At 40.2% G+C, this 19,275-nt stretch carries 11 protein-coding genes and 1 pseudogene; 4 read left to right on the forward strand and 8 right to left on the reverse strand.

The features are described from left to right. A pseudogene (locus tag H540_RS33900) lies at positions 1 to 410 on the reverse strand (RNA-guided endonuclease InsQ/TnpB family protein); the annotation flags it as partial. 399 nt (positions 411 to 809) lie between these two features. Here H540_RS33900 and H540_RS0127320 point away from each other — a divergent pair. The 3 genes from H540_RS0127320 (at position 810) to H540_RS0127335 (ending at position 7,225) form a co-directional block, all read left to right on the forward strand. Continuing rightward, positions 810 to 1,940 carry a serine hydrolase domain-containing protein gene (locus H540_RS0127320; RefSeq protein ID WP_028403271.1) on the forward strand — a complete coding sequence of 377 codons (1,131 nt, stop codon included), beginning with the start codon at positions 810 to 812 and terminating at the stop codon, positions 1,938 to 1,940. A gap of 729 nt (positions 1,941 to 2,669) precedes the next feature. Then, positions 2,670 to 4,091 carry an efflux RND transporter periplasmic adaptor subunit gene (locus H540_RS0127330; RefSeq protein WP_028403273.1) on the forward strand — a complete coding sequence of 474 codons (1,422 nt, stop codon included), beginning with the start codon at positions 2,670 to 2,672 and terminating at the stop codon, positions 4,089 to 4,091. Continuing rightward, positions 4,088 to 7,225, forward strand: a complete 3,138-nt coding sequence (locus tag H540_RS0127335; RefSeq protein WP_028403274.1) for an efflux RND transporter permease subunit — start codon at positions 4,088 to 4,090, stop codon at positions 7,223 to 7,225. Before H540_RS0127330 ends, H540_RS0127335 begins: the two co-directional genes overlap by 4 nt. 171 nt (positions 7,226 to 7,396) lie before the next feature. On the opposite strand, the gene H540_RS0127340 is transcribed toward H540_RS0127335, so the two are convergent. The 7 genes from H540_RS0127340 to H540_RS0127380 form a co-directional block, all read right to left on the reverse strand. After that, the gene (locus tag H540_RS0127340) at positions 7,397 to 8,206 is read right to left on the reverse strand and encodes an undecaprenyl-diphosphate phosphatase (RefSeq protein WP_028403275.1); all 810 of its coding nucleotides are present in this window, start codon (positions 8,204 to 8,206) and stop codon (positions 7,397 to 7,399) included. Between the two features lie 641 nt (positions 8,207 to 8,847). Continuing rightward, entirely contained in the window at positions 8,848 to 9,804 is a 957-nt protein-coding gene (locus tag H540_RS0127355; protein WP_028403276.1) for an AEC family transporter, read from the reverse strand. A 53-nt stretch (positions 9,805 to 9,857) separates the two neighbouring features. Further along, complete coding sequence (locus tag H540_RS0127360) at positions 9,858 to 11,561, reverse strand: NAD-dependent malic enzyme (RefSeq protein ID WP_028403277.1); 1,704 nt, start codon at positions 11,559 to 11,561, stop codon at positions 9,858 to 9,860. Positions 11,562 to 12,359: 798 nt separating this feature from the next. Next, positions 12,360 to 13,814, reverse strand: coding sequence for an alkaline phosphatase (locus tag H540_RS0127365; RefSeq protein WP_028403278.1), 1,455 nt, complete (start codon positions 13,812 to 13,814; stop codon positions 12,360 to 12,362). Positions 13,815 to 14,037: 223 nt separating this feature from the next. Next, positions 14,038 to 14,619, reverse strand: a complete 582-nt coding sequence (locus tag H540_RS31090; protein ID WP_034672082.1) for a hypothetical protein — start codon at positions 14,617 to 14,619, stop codon at positions 14,038 to 14,040. 13 nt (positions 14,620 to 14,632) lie between these two features. Continuing rightward, positions 14,633 to 15,847 carry an ABC transporter permease gene (locus tag H540_RS0127375; RefSeq protein ID WP_028403279.1) on the reverse strand — a complete coding sequence of 405 codons (1,215 nt, stop codon included), beginning with the start codon at positions 15,845 to 15,847 and terminating at the stop codon, positions 14,633 to 14,635. After that, complete coding sequence (locus H540_RS0127380; protein ID WP_028403280.1) at positions 15,822 to 16,523, reverse strand: ABC transporter ATP-binding protein; 702 nt, start codon at positions 16,521 to 16,523, stop codon at positions 15,822 to 15,824. The genes H540_RS0127375 and H540_RS0127380 overlap by 26 nt, the downstream gene beginning before the upstream one ends. 529 nt (positions 16,524 to 17,052) lie before the next feature. Here H540_RS0127380 and H540_RS0127385 point away from each other — a divergent pair. Beyond that, positions 17,053 to 18,966: an APC family permease gene (locus H540_RS0127385; protein ID WP_028403281.1), complete on the forward strand. Its 1,914-nt coding sequence runs from the start codon at positions 17,053 to 17,055 to the stop codon at positions 18,964 to 18,966. The last annotated feature ends 309 nt before the right edge of the window (positions 18,967 to 19,275 follow it).

Below are 19,275 nucleotides of genomic sequence, written 5' to 3' on the forward strand. Positions count from 1 at the left end.
ACAATGGGCTGTTCTCGTTTTCCGTTATGGACACCCATCGACAAATGAATAGTGCCATTCTCTTTCACAGAAAAGCCGTCTTTCTTCCATTTCGTATTGTAGTGTTTCTTTTGTTTGTAGGGATATTTGGCGGTTTTGATTCCTTTTAGGAGGGCAGCTCTTGTGGCATCTCTGGCGAACAAGTACTTTTCAAATACAGCTTGTATGCTTTGAGAATGTAAGTGGTAGTTTCCTTTTGTCAGTGCTTGCAGGGCAGACTTATTGATCCATTTGCCATTATGTTGCAGATGATACGCCTTTGCGTGACGCAAACAATCATTCCATACTTTGGCGGACTCGCGGTTGCAGTCAAACAATCGCTGCAGGTTTGTCTTTGAGGTTTGGAAATAGACTCGTTTCGCTCGAATCATAGATTCACCCCCTGCCTATTCCTTATTTTACCATAAAACAAACGTACGTTCTATTCATTTACAAAATTTTCACATGTCGAACAATAGAGATGGAACGTGCCTATCTCTTGTGCGAAGGCGATTCATCCCCCACTTACCGTTACACACCACACGCTGGAAGTGGGGGTATTCTCGCCTAATTTATGATAAAACAGATCGTCCACTGGAAGGCGAAAATGAACCTCCCCCTTACTATAAAAAAACGTTTTTTTATTCTTGTATATAACTATTGCAGTTCTACAGAAAAACCACATATATACTTCGTTATAATCAATAATATTTATATAATCCCCTATATTTTTTTCTATTCTGTACATATGTGATTTATACTTATAGTTATAACTCGAAAGGAAAGACAACATGAAAAAACGCCTTATTAAATTCTTAGTTCTCCTCGCAGCATGCGTAGGCACCATTATATTATTTTTCATATGGACATACGGTCATCCTATAAGGATACCCCAGCAACAGTCCGTCTCCTCTCCACCAGCTTCAATAAAAACAAAAATGGCAGACAATGACACTGCACAACAGATAAACAAGGCTCTTGTAAATCAACACTTTAACGGATCTGCTCTCGTGATTCAGAACGGAAAAACTTTAATTGATACAGGTTATGGGTATGCAGATTTTAATAAAAAAACGAAAAACACTCCGAATACAAAACATTGGATCGGTTCCATTAGCAAAACGGTTATAGGAGTTTCTATTTTACAATTACAAGAAGAAGGAAAACTAAATATTCAGGATAATGTCCATAAATATATTTCTGTTTTTCCAGCCAATAAAAATATTACATTATATGAGTTGCTTACTCATACTTCCGGGATTGCAGCTACAGGAGGCGGAAATATAATCGCCTTTTCGCCCAAAGATTTAGTAAACTGGATTGGGCAACAAAAATTAGCATATCCTCCTGGAAAAGGATACGCATATTCCGATCGAAATTATATCGTCCTTGCCTACATTGTAGAAAAAGTTTCTGGAGAACGGCTCGACCTCTACGTGAAAAAACATATTTTTATACCTGCAGGCATGAAGGATTCTGGAATCGCACTCGACCATTCAATGTTAACAAATCTTAGTAGGAAGGACACAGGGATACCAAACATTGCGACCGGCTATGTAAAGGAAAAGAACGGTATTACGAAAGCATGGGGCTTGAATCTGTTGTGGTTATATGGATGCGGAGATATGTATACTACTACACACGATATGTACAAATTAGATGTAGCCATTGTTACAAATAAAATTTTATCTCCTGCTAGTGTGGCACTTATGTTTGCCCCAAGAGAGCATCATTATGGATTTGGTTTCCGAACCCGTCCTTCCTATGTTTATAATCACGGTGTCGTTTCCGGATGGAATGCGTACAATGATTTTAACTGGGACAAACGTACTTTTGTTATTTTATTTTCCAATGTCCAAAATAGTTTGGACGATACATTTAATGAAAAAATTTTAAGTATGGTCATACATCAATCCATTTGATTGTTCGGATAATAGGTGTACTATCTAAGGCCACTTTGTTATTCCGACATATCTATCGTTTGCCACGTAGAACAAACGGGAAACTGCGCTCGCTCCCTCTCTCTCCCTGCATGGACCACGAAAAGGGTTTGACCGCTTCTACGCTTAGTCGGATGATCTCTCCCCCTAAAAGAAAAGTTTTTATGTTGATTTTTTTAGTTGCATTTATATAGATGAAATATACTAAATTACACTGACAGCGTAGAGATCAGGAGTTCGGCCCCCCTATGCTCTATTCATATTAAAACCCGTTAAACCCTTGAGTATCAAGGGTTTTTCATTTTTAAGTATAGTTTTATAGGCTTGATCATATGAGCTAAGATTGATCGCCCTGCGAAAAATGGTTTCTATATATAGGTGAATTATAAATTCGATATGCCCATGTGCTATGTGCAACGAAAAGGGAATATTGTATGCTTCTTCTCTCTGGTTTACCCTTGCATGAACCAAAGGTTTGACCGCTTCTGCACATCTTTTGATCTCTCCCCACTAAAATGAAATTTTCCTCATCTTTTTTTCATACTCATTTCATTTAATATTTTTTTTACTATTGTATGATTCATGTAGCAATCATTTATTTGCTCTCAAAACGGCATAACATCATCTAGACTAGAGTGGATGATGTTCTTTGTCAATCCGCTATCTTTGAACTTTAAACGAGAATGCTAACCTTTAAAAGGAGGATTACTAATGTTCCGAATGGTGCGTCATCCAATTGTATGTACAGGCATGGTTCTTGTAATGGGAGCAGCTCTTGCAGGCTGCGGGCCGCAAACACAAGCACAAACACAAGCAAAATCAAAGCAGTTTGCCAAACGGACTATACCGGTTGAAGTGGAATCGATCAAGATGTCAACGATTAGTCAAGGAAATATGTATACCGGATCCATTACTCCTGTTGCTATTTCAAACATCAGCTCGAAAGTAAGCGGAAAGGTTACCTCCTTATCAGTGAATGTTGGGGACCATGTACACACCGGGCAACCGCTTGCATCCATTGACACATCAGCTCTAAAGCAACAACTAGAACAAACACAAAGTACAGTATCTACTAGTCAAGCGCAGTTAAAGAAAGCGCAAAGCGATCACGATGCAAGTGCTGCAGCTGCAGAAAAAGCACTCGAAGTTTCCAAAACCCAATACGACAAAGCGCAAAGTGATTACAATACTGCATTGACAAATGCACAAAATGCAGTTGCACTCGCACAACAAAACTTAGACAATGCACAAAATAATTCGCCAAAGACACAAGGGCAAGGAGCAAGTATTGCACAATTGCAAGGCTCACTCCAACAAGCGCAAGCGCAATTAGCAGCTGCGCAAAATTCACAAGTCGTGCAAGTTGCGCAAAAACAATACGAACAAGCACAACAAGCATATCAAAGCGCATTATCAACCTCAGGAATCAGCGTGAGTCAAGCACAGCTCCAACAGGCTCAAACAAGTGTACAAGTTATTAACGAACAAATTCAAGATGGGACATTAACATCCCCTGTTGACGGGATAGTAACTGCAATTAATACGCCTGCCGGTCAAATGTCAGGTGGGCAAGCTTCCATTTTGACAATCGCCTCCCCTGATATGGAAGCGACAATTAATGTCCCAGAATCAGACATTGGAAAGATTTCTAATGGGGCTAACATGACTATTACGATACCTACCCTAGGAAAAACCTTTACAGGAACTGTAAAAGATGTTCACCCGACATTAGATCCAACAACGAAGTCATATGGAGTAGACATTTCAGTAAGTGATCCAAATCATCAATTACTACCAGGGATGTTCGCAGAAGCATCACTTTCTAGCGATGGGAAACAAGGGCTTACGGTCCCTGCCGATGCTGTACTGAACGATGTAGGCGGCAACTCTGTGTTCGTTGTACAAAATGGGAAAGCCAAAAAGGTTTCTATTCAATTGGGTGATATGACAAGTACACAATATGAAGTTACACAAGGATTACAAAAAGATGACCAAGTTGTGATACAAGGGCAAGATCTGTTATCCAACGGAGTTCGTGTTCAAATTGTGCAGCCTGGTCAAGAATTGAATGCAGGGAATACAGCTAAGCAATATTCCGGTCATTCTAGTACGAAAAGCGGTGGCGGTCAATGAAAATTGCTAATTTCTCGATACGCCGCCCCGTTACCATCCTGATGATGATGGTTGCGCTCCTTATTGTAGGAGCCATTTCTGTGCCTTTACTGCCAGTTGATTTGTATCCTAATATGAACATTCCAACTGTAATGATAGCTACATCATGGAACGGAGCCTCTCCTGGAGAAGTGGAAAGTCAGGTCACAAAGAAGGTAGAAGGAGCTGTCGCAACTGTTGCTGGTGTATCACAAGTCTCTTCTACCTCTCAAACCGGTCAAAGTGTGGTATCTGTTCAGTTTTCTTATAAAACGAACTTGGATCAAGCAGTTTTAGCATTACGGGATAAACTCGATCGTATTCGGAAAAGCTTACCGTCCGATGCAGATACACCAACAGTAGTTCGAGCAGATCCAAACAGTCAGCCGATTCTATCATTGGCTATCTATGGCAACCTTGATCCTATTGCGCTGCGCAGCATTGCAGATAATACCGTAAGCCCTGCCATTCAGCGTACGGATGGTGTTGCATCCGTCAACGTATCAGGTGGACGTGTTCGACAAATTCAAGTATTAGTCGATCCTAACAAATTAACTGAATACGGCCTCTCCATCAATTCTGTCGTATCGGCTTTAGGAAATGACAACACATCGTTGGATGCTGGAATGGTGAATAAAGGATCACAATTAGTTCCATTGCATCTAAATGGGGATTTTCGAAATGTTTCAGATATTCAGCAAGTACAAATTCCTGTAGGAAAGGGCTCGACCATTCCTTTAAGCCAAATTGCACAGATAAACGATTCCTATCAAGATGTTACTGTATTAACACGTAAAGATGGAATGCAAAGCGTTGGAATTTCTATCTTAAAACAGTCAGACAGCAATACAGTTTCTGTTGCAACAAATGTACAACAAGAAGTTTCAAAATTGCAATCTACCCTTCCGAAAGGGGTCCATATATCTGTCCTAAGCGATCAGTCGCAATATATCCGCGATTCGATTCAAACAGTTGTGGAGCATACTCTTTTAGGAGCAGCAATTTCGATCCTTGTTTTAATTTTCTTTTTACGCAGTATTCGTGCAACCTTTGTCATTGGGGTCGTTATCCCAATTGCTATTATTAGCACATTCAGTTTAATGTACTTTGCAAATCAATCGATTAATACCATTACCTTAGGCGGACTGGCGCTAGGCCTCGGTTCACTAGTTGACTTTGCAGTCGTTGTGTTAGAAAGCATTTATCGAAAACGAAGCGAAGGATATGATGCTGTAGAGGGTGCGAAACGAGGAACCGCAGAAGTAGGCACTGCTGTTATAGCATCCGCGTTAGCGCAAATTTCCGTGTTTGGTACTGCAGTTTTTACAACTGGAATGGCGCAGCAAATTTTCCTTCCTATGGCCTTAGTTGTTGTATTTTCGCATATTGCTGCTTTATTTGCAGCTGTCACATTAGTGCCGATGCTCTCTTCTAAATGGCTGAAAGGAAATATAGAGGAAAACACACAAGGACATCCTATGAATCCTGTTATATGGTTTCAAAAAGGGATGAACCGCTTATATAAGGGATATGGAACGTTGCTTCATTGGGCGTTGCATCATCGTATTATAGTGGTGTTCTGTACCATTTTACTTTTTGCCGGAAGTATCATGCTTGTACCGCTAGTCGGCTCAGAATTGATGCCTTCTAGCGATCAAGGACAATTAAGAGTAAATATTAACTTAACGCAAGGTACTAATTTAGATCAAACAAATAAAATCGCATCTAATGCGGAAGAATTAGTACGGAAGATACCTGAGGTAGCAACAATATATACAACTGTAGGAAGCGGCGGCGGCAGCAGTTACCAAAGTAACGGAACAAATACGGCCTCTCTTCAGGTAACGCTTAAGCCGACCTCTCAGAGAACGAAAAGCACAGATAATATAGTTGAGGAAATTAGAAATGAACTAGGGTCCTTCCCTGGAGCTAAAGTTACTGTAAATACAGTTTCGCAGGCCTTCGGTAAAATGGGCGGCGGAAATGGCGGCAGCGGCGGTGGTGATGTTGAAGTAGATGTTACCGGCCCGGACCTTCATGTATTACAACAACTAGGAGATTTAGTAGCTAGAGATATGAATCGTGTTAAGGGAGTCCGCAATGCAGTCAGCTCTTTAGACCGAAGTGCGCCGGAATATCAGCTAACGATTGACCGGGTGGCTGCTGCTCACTATGGAGTAGCTGTAAAGGATATCTTAACTTCTTTACGGACTGCTTATCAAGGAGCCATTGCAACTGGATTTAACACAGCCGATTCCCAAGTAGACGTAGTTGTTAAGTATCCGGAATCATTTTCCAATGAACTAGCAAATCTAAAGAATGTTGTAATAACAAGCTCGAACGGTACCCAGGTTCCGCTTTCAGAGGTATCCAGCATTCAACTAACATCAAGCCCAGCTAAAATTCAACGTCAAAACCAACAACGTACGGTAGCTGTACAAGCCAGTGTTTTTGGAGTAGATGCTGGAACTGTTACAAAACAAGTACAACAGCAAGTTTCTCAAATACAGGCACCGGATGGATATCATATTGTAATGGGAGGACAACAAAAAGATATGAATCAATCCTTCCAAAATCTAGGATTGATGCTAGGTTTGTCTGTACTCCTTGTTTATATGGTAATGGCAGGCTTGTTTGAATCGCTGTATGCACCGTTTGTTATTATGTTCTCGCTGCCTCCAACCTTTGTTGGGGCTGTCATTGGATTAGCTGTTACGCACCGGACCATTAACATGAATTCCATTATAGGAATGATTATGTTGATGGGGATTGTTGTGAACAATGCGATTGTATTAATTGATTACACGAATCAATTGCGAAAACAAGGATATTCCTTACAAGATGCATTGTTACAAGCAGGACCGATTCGTTTGCGGCCAATTTTAATGACAACCGGAATTACAGTCCTTGCTATGCTTCCATTGGTCATTGGATTGGGAGCAGGAGCAGAGACGCAAGCATCCATGGCAACAGTCGTTGCATTTGGATTGACCTTCTCCACTCTTGTAACACTTGTGTTAGTACCGGTCGTATATACAATATTTGATCAATGGATTTCCAAATTCAAAATGCGGTTCCGTCCGAAATTTAAACAAAACAATCAGGTCAACATGTAGATTAAACATACACTTCTTCGGATTCGCAAAGGGAACATGAAAAGGCTAGTCAAAATGATTTTGACTAGCCTTTTCACTTTTCCGTATGTGTGAGTTCGCCTATTTTAATCAGTAACGTGAAATAATAATCCTAGTTAACTTTTCATCTTCTTAATAAATACAGTTATAGCATTACATCCATTGACTAACTAATACTAACACACCGACCACCCAACAATAATATGAAAATGGCCGCATTGCATTGATTTCCTTCGTTTTAAACCATTTCATGAGAATCCATACACTTAAAAAAGCAAAGATACCTGACATCAAACCTCCTAAGAGGGACATTTGCAGTAAGCCATGAGTTCCTGACTTTAATATTTTTGGAACTTCGAGTATGCTAGCTCCCGCAATAATAGGAGTTGCCAATAACATAGCGAAGCGAGCAGATGCTTCATGCTTTAACCCCATCCAAAATCCAGCTGTCATGCTAGATCCGGAGCGAGAAAATCCTGGAATGAGGGCAAGTGACTGAAATAAACCAATAATAACGGCTTGTCTAATGCTTAAATCCTCGATATCCTTATTTCCTTTTGAGCGAAGCTTCTCTCCGAAAAAAAGGAAAAATCCATTAATAATCAAAAAAATTGCGGCACTAGTCACATTACTAAATATATGACGAAGCGGTTTTTCAAGGACCACGCCTATCACGGCCGCAGGAAGAGTCGCAAAAATAACTAACAATAAGACCTTTTTGCTCCCTGTGAAAATGGAACGAATAATTTCAAACCATTCTCTCCAGAAAAATACGAATAATGCAACAGCCGTTCCCAAATGAAGCATAACAACATAAGGCAAGAAATGCTCTTTGAGAAATTCCGGATCTAAATTCCAGTGAAACACATACGGTGTTAATACACCATGAGCTACACTGCTAATAGGAAATAATTCCGTTATCCCTTGAATAATGGCAAAAATCAATGTCTGTAAGATGTTCAATATGTAGTCCAACCTTTCTTTCTCAAAAATAATTTTACCTCATGCCAATTGTAGCATAAGTATAACAGGACGAATTTTAAGAAAATGTAAAAACTCTATCTTCGCTGTTGCCAAAGCAATTTCTACATACAAATCATACGCCTGCAGCTTGGAATCGACTTCTAACATAACCTTAGTACAATATTTCTAAAAATCCTTATAAAATATTTTTGTGATAAAACTATAGTTTATATACATAGAAAGAAAAATCTTTATACAAGGTTTTGTCCTTTATTTCTGATTGTTCCTGTTACTGAAGCTTATTCTGGATACACGTTCTTTTCATAAAAAAACCCTAACGACTCGTTACTCTAAGTATAAAGAATCACACCTTAGAGTATCCAAGTTCATTCGGGGGCTAAAAAGGAATAGAACCTATAGGGTCTTTTCCAATATAGATTATAATGCATTAGCGGTTTATTTCACCTTTTTTCTTACTCCTTAACCAACTTATAAAAGGGCGTCTTCTTAACTCCTACTTCTTCCAAGGCATTAACAGCTATCATATCTCCAGCTTTCCATTGCGTGCACACTTCAAAACTCTTCTGTAACCTAAGCTTCCGATCGACCCATTCAATTTTAAGAAAGAGTTTTAAGATAAATTACATGAGCAATGAAATGAGAATAGGAAGCGTAATAGTAGATAGAACGGCACTTATCACAAAGGCCGAAGCAGTTTCTGCTTCCATTGATTCAAATCTTAATGCAATCATAGCTGCTACTGCAGATCCTGGGAACGCCACTAAAAGCACTAGTTTTGTTATATCATCAGAAGACATACCCATTGCAGTAGCAATACCAAGCATGAGTAATGGCTGAATAACAGTTTTTAACAAAGCAATACTCAATGAAGGTAGACTGATGCTAATTTTACGTATACCAACGGTTACACCAATTGCGAATAACGCAACACCGGATGTTACACTACCAATTTGCTCAAGTGAATGCTGTAAAAGTTTAGGTGAATGAAAACCGAGTAGAGTTAAAATAACCGCGATTAACGGAGCCAAAGCAAGCGGCTCTAATAAACCGTGTAAAATTGATTTCATCATTACTTTAAATAGACTGTCATGATTGTCATTCCCTTTAGCATTACGCTGACCAACTGTACCGATAATAGTTGCCAGTGGATCAAGCATTGCATTTACAACAATTCCTGTAATAGCAATTGGAATAGCTACTGCTTGCGCTCCAAATAAACTGCCCAGTATGGGTATTCCCATAAAAGCAAAAGTCGGTTGCGCAGAGTTCAAAGAAAACATAGAAGAACCAGTCAGATCATATTTCAAACCATAACGGCAAATGAATAGAAATACGATATAGAAACCAAGAATTCCAATGGTTAATGCCACTAAGAATGGCCATTTTTCAATGAGTGTTTGTCTGGAGGTTGTTGTGATACCCACAAACAAATGGGCAGGCAACGCGACTTTTGTTACAAGAGTATTGATACCTTTTGACGTTTCAGCGTTAAACATTTTAAAATGCCCTGCTATATAACCTAAAATGATTACAAAGAAGATAGGTACTAAAATAATAAGAATTTGACCAATTTCCATTTTAAAGACTCCCTGTCCCTGGTGTTAGTTAGTATGTTCAGCCGTAATTTTAATTAGTTTTCAATCGCTTTAAGGGGCTTATAAACCGGTTCCCACATAGCATTTTTAATTGCTTCTTCAATATTTTCCGGTTCGATGCCTGCTACTCCGTCTTTAATCGCAGCCTGTGCAACTGCAATTGCTACAGCTACCGATACTGTACGTAGTTCCTCTACTTTTGGAAGTAAAGGGGCTCCTAGCTTCGTGCTGTCAGTCATGTTGGCCACCGCATTTGCCGCAGCGGTAAACATGTTGCCTGTGATCACTTTCGCTTTTACTACAATAGCGCCTAGTCCTAGCCCTGGGAAAACAAACGCGTTGTTAGATTGACCAATTTCATATTGTGTTCCTTTATAAGAAACTGGTTCAAATGGGCTCCCTGTTGCAATCAGTGCTTTTCCATCTGTCCATTGGATTAAATCTTCTGGTGTTGCTTCTGCTAATGATGTCGGATTGGACATAGGCATAATGACAGGACGTTCCACATGTTTTGCCATTTCCTTCACGATTTCTTCTGTGAAAGCTCCGGTTACGCCCGATGTACCGATTAGAATCGTTGGTTTTACTTGTTTCACAACCTCCAGAAGGGCTATTTTACCATCTTCCTCACGTTTCCAATCTGTAACTTCTTCCGCTTTTCGAACGTAAGGCTTTTGGAATTTTAAAACCCCTTCCATGTCATCTGTTAAGAGCCCTCGGTGATCCACCGCCCAGAATCTGTTGTATGCTTCTTCTGTTGAAAGTCCGTCCAGCACCATCGCATCATGAATTTGATCCGCATTACCAATTCCTGCAGCTCCTGGTCCAAATACTACTACTCGTTGTTCTCGTAATGGAATATTTGTTACTTGAACAGAGGAAAGGATGCCTGCAAAGGTAACTGCACCTGTTCCTTCAATATCATCATTGAAGGTTAGAATTTTTTTCCCATACTTTTCAATAATGTTACGTGCATTTACATTGCCGAAGTCTTCCCAGTGCAACAAAGCATTTGGGAACATTTCTAATGCTTTCTTAATATAAGCATCAATGAATTGGTCATATCTTTCACCTCTGACACGTTCATGTCGGTTTCCAATGTAGAGGGAATCATTTAATAACTTTTCATTATTTGTCCCTACATCCAGGACAACAGGCAAGACGCGGTTTGGATCAATACCGGCAGCAGCTGTATAAACCGCTAATTTACCAATAGCAATGTTGATTCCGCCAACTCCCCAATCCCCGATACCAAGAATACTCTCGGAGTCTGTCGCTACGATTAAATCAATATCGTCTGCGTTGACACCCATGTTTGCAAATGCTGCTTCGATCCCGTCTACATCATTAATGGAAAGATAAACACCGCCAGGACGCTGATATTCATGACTATACTCTTGAATCGCTTGTCCAACAGTCGGAGTGTATACAATAGGAAGCATTTCACTTAAATGATCTGTAAGCAATCGATAAAATAAAACAACATTCCGATTGTATAAATCATTTAAAGACGCACTTTTTCGTAAGTTATTAGGTTGTGCAAGAAATTGTTCATACGCACGTTGTACTTGTTCTTCTATTGTTAAAACGGTTGGCGGAAGGATCCCTTCCAATCCAAGTTCTTTTCTTTCTTCCTGGCTAAAAGCAACTCCCTTATTCAAAATAGGATTTGAAAGAATATCTTTCCCTCTTAAAGCGGTTTTGATATCTCCATCATTTGAAAGACAAAAAGTATGCATTTTAATATTCCTTCTTTCTTTACATTTTGGGTTTTTTAAGTTTTTTTAGTTTTTTTAGTTTTTTAAGTTACTTTAAATAACTCGAATATCCCAAGTCACCAATATACACTCATAACAATCAGCTGTCAACCAAAGAATATCGCTATTAATACTCCCTATTATCTAATTTTCAAAATTGTTATTGTATATAAGAAGAAAAAATAAAATCACTTGAAATACACAAAAAACTTTTAGTAACCTTTTAATGAGTTTGAAAATCCAAAGTTTATCCGCTTCACCACTGCCGATTAAGCCAGGGGTTTCTCAGGTAGTAGTATACACACTTAAGGAGTATTCTACGACAAGCAGAATCGGGGCTGACTCGTTCGTGGCTTCTATAATATGAGCGGATGATAATTTCGACATTTCCATGTGCTATGTACACCCCAAAGGGAATATCGTATGCCTCTTCTCTCTGGTTTACCCTTGCATGAACCAAAGGGTTGACCGCTTCTGCACGTCGCTGAATGCTCTCCCCCCATTATAAAAAGACGGTTTTTTATTCACAATATTTCGTTACTTTTGAAACTGTTTATTAAATATTATGTCCAACGGAAAGAAGCTCAAGATCAAGAGTAACGACTAAATTGAAAAAAACAAAAAAAGAGAGCTGCACGAAGGCAACTCCCAATATAGCAAGCTTTTATACACGTTAGCGTTGAATATATAAGAAGTATAGTACATGAAATCATTAATATGATACGGATGTATAAAAACGTGCATATTCGGAAAGCTAGGGTTTCCCCTAGCCTCACTATATTACTTATCAGATTGATTATTACCCGATTGATTATCTGATTGCTTATTGTCCTTCTTCCACTTTAATTCATCATTCAGTATTTGGAAGATTTTCTTCGCGTTGTCCGTATTGTCGATTAAGCCTGCAAAGCTTTCTTTACCAGGACCGAACGCATACACTGGAACTTCTTCACCCGTATGTCCGCCTGTAGTCCATCCTGTCATAGAGCGGTTGTCATAAATTTTCTCGATGGCATTGTCCACTTCAGTCAAGAATTTTTTACTGTCACTTTTGTATGTTTCATAGGCTGTTTTAACAGAAGCAATTTCTTCTGGAGATAAATCAAGACCGCTGTATTGCTTCAATGTCTCTTCTACGCCAGCACCGCCGACAATTTCCGCTGCCATAAAGTCAGGCGTACGCTTTGCAGCTTTAATTGGTTCTGGGAACCAGTTATATACTCCGTTTGACCCTAAAGAGAGGCCGCCTGTAGAGTGGTCAGCTGTTGCCACGACTAAAGTGTGCTTGTCCTTTTTCGCAAACTCAATCGCTGCCTTGAACGCTTTCTCAAAATCATCCATTTCACTCATAGCAGCGACGACATCGTTATCGTGGCCTGCCCAGTCAATTTGAGAGCCTTCAACCATTAAGAAGAAACCATCTTTATTTTTTCCCAAGCGATTGATTGCCGCGTTTGTCATATCTTCCAAAGAAGGCATATCTGCTGTGCGGTCAATCATTTTTGGCATGCCGCCTGGGGCAAATAAACCTAAGATTTGACCGTTCTTATCTTTTAATAACTCGTCTTTATTTGTTACATAGCTGTAGCCGGCCTTCTTGAATTCCGAAACAAGGTCGCGATCATCAGCTTTGCGTCCTTCCGGAGTGAAGTTATTCAAGCCGCCTCCAAGAATCACGTCCACTTTATGCTTTCCTCCGACAAGCTCATCGAAATAATCATTCGCGATTGCATCCATGTTCTTACGATTTACATCATGTGCACCATAAGAAGCCGGTGTTGCATGAGTAACCTCAGAAGTCGCGACCAAACCAGTAGATTTTCCGTTTTCCTTCGCTTGCTCCAATACAGTTTTCACAACAGACTGCTTTTTGTCAACCGCGATTGCAGCGTTGTAAGTCTTGACACCGGCAGACATCGCTGTCGCTGCGGAAGCGGAGTCCGTGATATTTTGAGCTGGGTCATCCGGATACGTCGTTTGCATGCCTACTAAATAGTTATCAAAGGCCATTTTTTCTACTTCGAACGTAGATTTATCGTCTTTCATATGACGATATGCACTTGTATAGGGAACACCCATACCGTCACCAATCAAGAAGATGACATTCTTGATTTGCGGTTCTTGCGCTCTTGCTTCGGCTTTATCCTTTGAACCATAGGCGACTAGACCGCTGATTGCTAAAGACGATACTACTGCGAAGGGTACTGCCTTCGACTTCAACATTTTTTTGAACAATTAAAAAACCTCCCTATGTAATTCGCACTTTCGCAAAATATTACATTTTGCACAAATATTATTCTATCAATGTCGTATTAAGGGGTTTTTAATAGAATGTAAATAAACGAGAAGATTCTGTAAATTAATATCAATAAATTGTAAAAATACTGTGAATAACATTTACAATTAGTATATTGTGAAACGCCCTTTCAGAAATAAAAGCCAGGACTTATCCTGACTTTTATTTCGCAGATTCAAATGTCGCATGATATAAACGGAACATCGTTGTATAGCCGGATTGATCCTGCTTCGCTCCTACATCAAGCGTTGCCGTTACACGAACTTTTCCCGGGATTAGGCGTAAGTGATTTGGCTCTTTTACGAACACAATCATGATTCTATTCCAATAAGACTGGTCATTGGAACAAAACGGACACTCTGCTCCTGGCTGTGGAATAAGCAGGAACCAGCCGCCCTTCATGGAAATCAATTCACCCATGTACCCTTCCATGACGACCTTTTTGCCGTTCATGCCCGCGAATTTTTTTGAAGGCTTCGTTTGATCTCCGTTATCAAAGAAGTCATCCCAGTTGATAGATGTTGCTTCTCCCGCCGCCTCCTGAGGTGCAGGGGCGATAGCTGGAGCTTGTTGGGTGGCAGCTGCTTGTTCATTATCTGCAGCGTTTTTATCCGCCCCTCCGGCGGCTGGCTTTTTCTCTCCCGGTTCCATCTCGCTTAATGTTTTCTTCGATATATTTTCATTTGTGCCACAGGCAGCCAACAGACTACCGCATATAAGCAAAAAGGCAAGTTTTTTTAACATTGCGTTCTCCCTCCTATGAAACAAATAATTTAACAGGGTCTACCTTATAGGAACGAACAGCAGGGAAAAGCGCGGCGATAGAGCAAATTACAATTCCTGCCACCACTATATAGATTTCCTCTAATAGGAAAGTCCAGACTTGCAGCTCAATCCCCGCATATTGGAAAATATAGCCCCGCAGCGCGAAGCTGATAACATGCCCGGCCAAAATTCCCAGTAGGATCCCGATGATTGTCAATAGGTTGGCTTCTAACAGAAGACCGTAAAAAACATAGGATTTCGGCTTGCCAAGTAACCGTAATAATCCGATGTCTTTTTTGCGCTCCGCCGCCATTGCTGACAGGGAAAGCAGTACAGATATGCCCGCGATAAGAATGCTGGCAACTGCGATGATTTTAATGACTTGTGCGCCTGTATCGATAATGGACAATATATCGGAGAGAGCTTTTCCGCTGTAGGCAGCCTGTACACCGTTATATCTCGTGTACATCGCCTTCAAAGACTGTGCTTCCATAAGTCCCTTAGGCTTCACGACAACGGCGGTCACATCCTCCTCACCAGCGTGTTCGCCTTCGGCATACGCCTCTGTGGCTTTCCCTTCTTTCTCTTCATGCTGATGTACCTTCCAGACAGATTCGATAGGTGTGAAAATCGCTTTGTCATCTGGAGTGCCGAGCTTTGGAAGAATGCCGACCACTTTGAAGGTGAATTCATCGTGCTCCTCTTCTGAATTTATCCCGTGCGTACCGTGAAACGTATCTCCAATCTTCATGGAAAGAGATTCAGCCACATGAGACCCAACCACGACATCCCCGACTTCTTTGAATAAAGAACCTTTCTTAAGAACCGCTTCAGGATATCTCGTCGTCAAATATCCGGGGGTTGTCCCTACAATCGAATACCCTTTATAGCTATCTCCTCTTGCGATTGGATAGGCTTTGTCCGCCAATCCGCTCTTCAAAACATTTTCATACACTTCATAAGGAATGTTTCCAACCGGAACCCCGAAATGATAAAACGTGTTCATGACAAGTTGAGAACTGCTTCCGTCAGCTCCCAAAACCAATTCGTACGGACCGTATCCATTTTTAACGCCTTTTTCTAATCCTTTGTTCACCAAAAAGATAAAAACGACAAGAGCCGATGCTATAGTTACTGCTAAGATAGTCAAAATGGACAGAGTTCTTTTATGAATGAGATTCTTAAAGCTTAACTGTAATAAACCCATGACTGCTCACTCCTTTATTCATTACTTGGTTGATTTGTTCCATTTGCAGATGCTTCGTGAACAGCTTCGGATGAGCTAAGTCGTGAGTCACGCACAATAATGTTTGGTTTTGTTCCTTGCACAAGTTCAGTAAAATGCTCATTACTTGCTGGGCTGTCTCGTAGTCCAAACTCCCAGTAGGCTCATCTGCCAGCACAATGGCGGGCTTGTGAATCAACGCTCTAATGATCGCGACCCTTTGCTGTTGCCCACGGGACAGTTGTGAGGGCAGATGCTTTCTCCTGTCTTCCAAGCTAACTTTTGCGAACCACTCTTCAAGAAGAGCATCTTGTTTTTGTTTCGGCATTTTTGGAAGAATGAGCTTGATGTTTTCCTCTGCCGTCAAACTTGGAATAAGATAAAAGTCTTGAAAAATGTAACCAATATGCTTTTGACGGAAGTCGTCTCTTTTCTCTTGAGAAAGAGACGCGATGTCCGTTCCCTTTATTAAAATCTCTCCGGCATTCGGTTGGATTACGCCGCCGATGCAATGAAGAAGCGTGCTTTTCCCGCTTCCGCTCGGACCTGTAATCGCTGCTTGCTCTCCATGTTGAATAACAAGCTGATTTATGGAAAGAATATCGATAGGCTTGTTGTCCATACGATACTGAATTGCCAAATCGTTTACTATAATCATGAAATATGCCACCTCAATCATATTTTCCAAACCCTAATGTAAGATTTCTGCATTAATTATAGTAGAAGCTATCACGCAATCATGTATTTTTACGTTTTATTTATCTAACCTTTACATTTTTTACATAGATTCACATAACTGCCCTCTTCTCAACAATATAGTGAAACAGGATCACTGTTTTATAAAGAAGAGAGTTCGTTCTATAACGATGTACGAAAAGTAGTTTATGAACTTAGATTTGTAGAAGAATGTATTTCTTCTACTCACCATTATGTAACCTGCTAGCGTAAAGCTGGCGGGTTTTTTTAATCATATATTGTGAATGCCAGCAGCTTTATGCAGTTATTTTAAACCAACAATCATGTATGAATTTGAAAACATTCTATTGAGGGATTTTACATTTTTGGGCTTCTCTCTTGTAACTATTTTATTAAAGCACATATTTTATATCCTATTGTTAAAAATACTATATATTATTAAAATAAGAAGAATGGAAAACATTACATAATGGTGAAAAGGAGAAAAAGTTATGGATCATCATACCCTAGTCAGATGGTTGGAGGCAGTATTAATCGTATTGGCATTAGTTGCTGTCTGGTTTTCTGTATCCAACTTCAGCAATGTAAAACGATTCTTAATTGGCCGTCCTATGCGAACATCGGAGCTTCATGCGCAGCATAATAAATTATTTTGGGTAATTGCACTCCCTATTCTCTCCGCGGATTTGTATTCATCCGTTGCATATGGACCTGAAGCAGGAATGACAGAACTAGCAGGGCTCGGTCCTAATGCAAAATGGTTTATTTTACCTATTACGATTTCTACTATCGTTCTTTTAGCTATCTTGATTGTATCGTATATCATGGGAGTTTTGGCATATCCGAGCGGTGGAGGAGCCTATGCCATTGCAAAAGATAACTTCAAACCAAAATGGGTTTCTCTTATTGCCTCTAGTTCGTTGCTCGTTGATTACGTGTTGACAGTTGCTGTATCCGTATCAGCCGCTTTAGAAGCTGTTTCATCTGCTTATCCCGTAGTCGCCCCTTTTGAAACGATTTTGGCTATCTTATGCGTCGTTCTCTTAGTAATCGTGAACTTGCGAGGAGTGGCTGAATCAGCTCGCATTTTTGCTTGGCCGACATTCGGCTTTATGATTTGTATGTTCATTTTAATTTTTACCGGTTTTTTCGATGAATTGCGTCACGGGTTTACACAACCAACTACACCGTCCTTTGGAACGGTTCCGGAGGGATTAACCACTTTATTAGTTTTGAAAGCGTTCAGCTCAGCTTGCTCGGCGCTTACAGGAATTGAGACGATTTCAAATGCAGTTCCTATCTTTAGAGAGCCGCAACAAAGAAACGCGATTAAAACTTACATCGCTTTAGGTGTCATTACAGGTGTGACACTGTTAGGATTTGCGTATCATCTGTATGTGAAAGGAATTTCGCCGGACCCGCACAACACCATGTTGTCCCAGTTGACGGCAATGTATTTTGGCCATGGAATGTTATATCAAATTATAATCTGGTTTACGTTTATCGTTTTGATTTTGGCGGCAAATTCCACGTTTACAGGATTTTCTCAACTTGCCGCTATTGTAGCCGCAGACGGATTTTTGCCCCGGAGTTTGACGAACCGTGGTGACAGACTAGGATATTCAAATGGAATTATTGTGTTAGCAGCATTGGCATGTATCTTGATTATATCGTTTCATGCGCATACGAATGCTTTAATTCCACTGTATGCGATCGGTGTGTTTCTTTCGTTTACCGTAGCGCAAATAGGTTTGATGCGCCGTTGGAAACGGGTAAAAGGATCAAATTGGAAGCTAAAGCTTACGATCAACACAATTGGCGCGATTGTCACGTCTATCGTCGCCGTTATTTTCGCTGTTACAAAGTTTACCGGCGGCGCTTGGGTTGTATTAGTTGTATTGCCGATTCTCATTTTTTTCTCACTATCCATTCATCGACATTATCAAGAGATTGCAAAAGAACTGCGTATTGATCCTAAAGAGACATATCCAGAAGCAAACAAGGTAGTAACCCTTGTTTTAGTATCAGGCGTTCATCGTGTTGTGAATAACACGCTTTCCTTTGCAAAGGGTTTAGGTGTCGATCCGATTGCTGTCTACGTTGGTTTTAATGAGGAATCCATAGATAAAATGGAGAAAAAGTGGGAAGAATGGGGAACTCCTTGCAGACTGGTTGTTCTTCGCAGTAAATATCGCTCTATTCTTGAGCCTCTGATTCGCCTTATTAAAACAATAGAGGCTAAGCAAGAAAACGGAGGGATTATCCATATTATTATTCCTCAATTCATTCCGAGCAAATGGTGGCATAATGTATTACACAATCAAAGTGCACTTCTTTTACGAATGTGGTTTATTCGTCATAAAGATATAGTCATTACAACTGTTCCATATCATTTGCAAAAATAATAATTGTCCATTCAATCTTTACTAATTCATATTGCCGATAATAATACAGAAGAAATCCATGGTACTCAGCCTTTCTTCAAGTAAATAACAAAAGACGGTTAGTCCTTCGACTTACCGTCTTTTGTTTTATCATTATCTTTCAACGAGATGACAATAGGTAAGGTAATCCTAGTGGCTGAAGCGAGGGTTACCCTTACCTATTGTCAAATATCACTAAGACATTGGAAATCGGGGCTATTACATCCCCATACCCATTCCTGGGAATTGGCCCATACCCATTCCTGGGAATTGACCCATACCCATTCCTGG

It is taken from the genome of Ectobacillus panaciterrae DSM 19096, from assembly GCF_000430785.1.
Lineage (GTDB): Bacteria > Bacillota > Bacilli > Bacillales > Bacillaceae_G > Ectobacillus > Ectobacillus panaciterrae.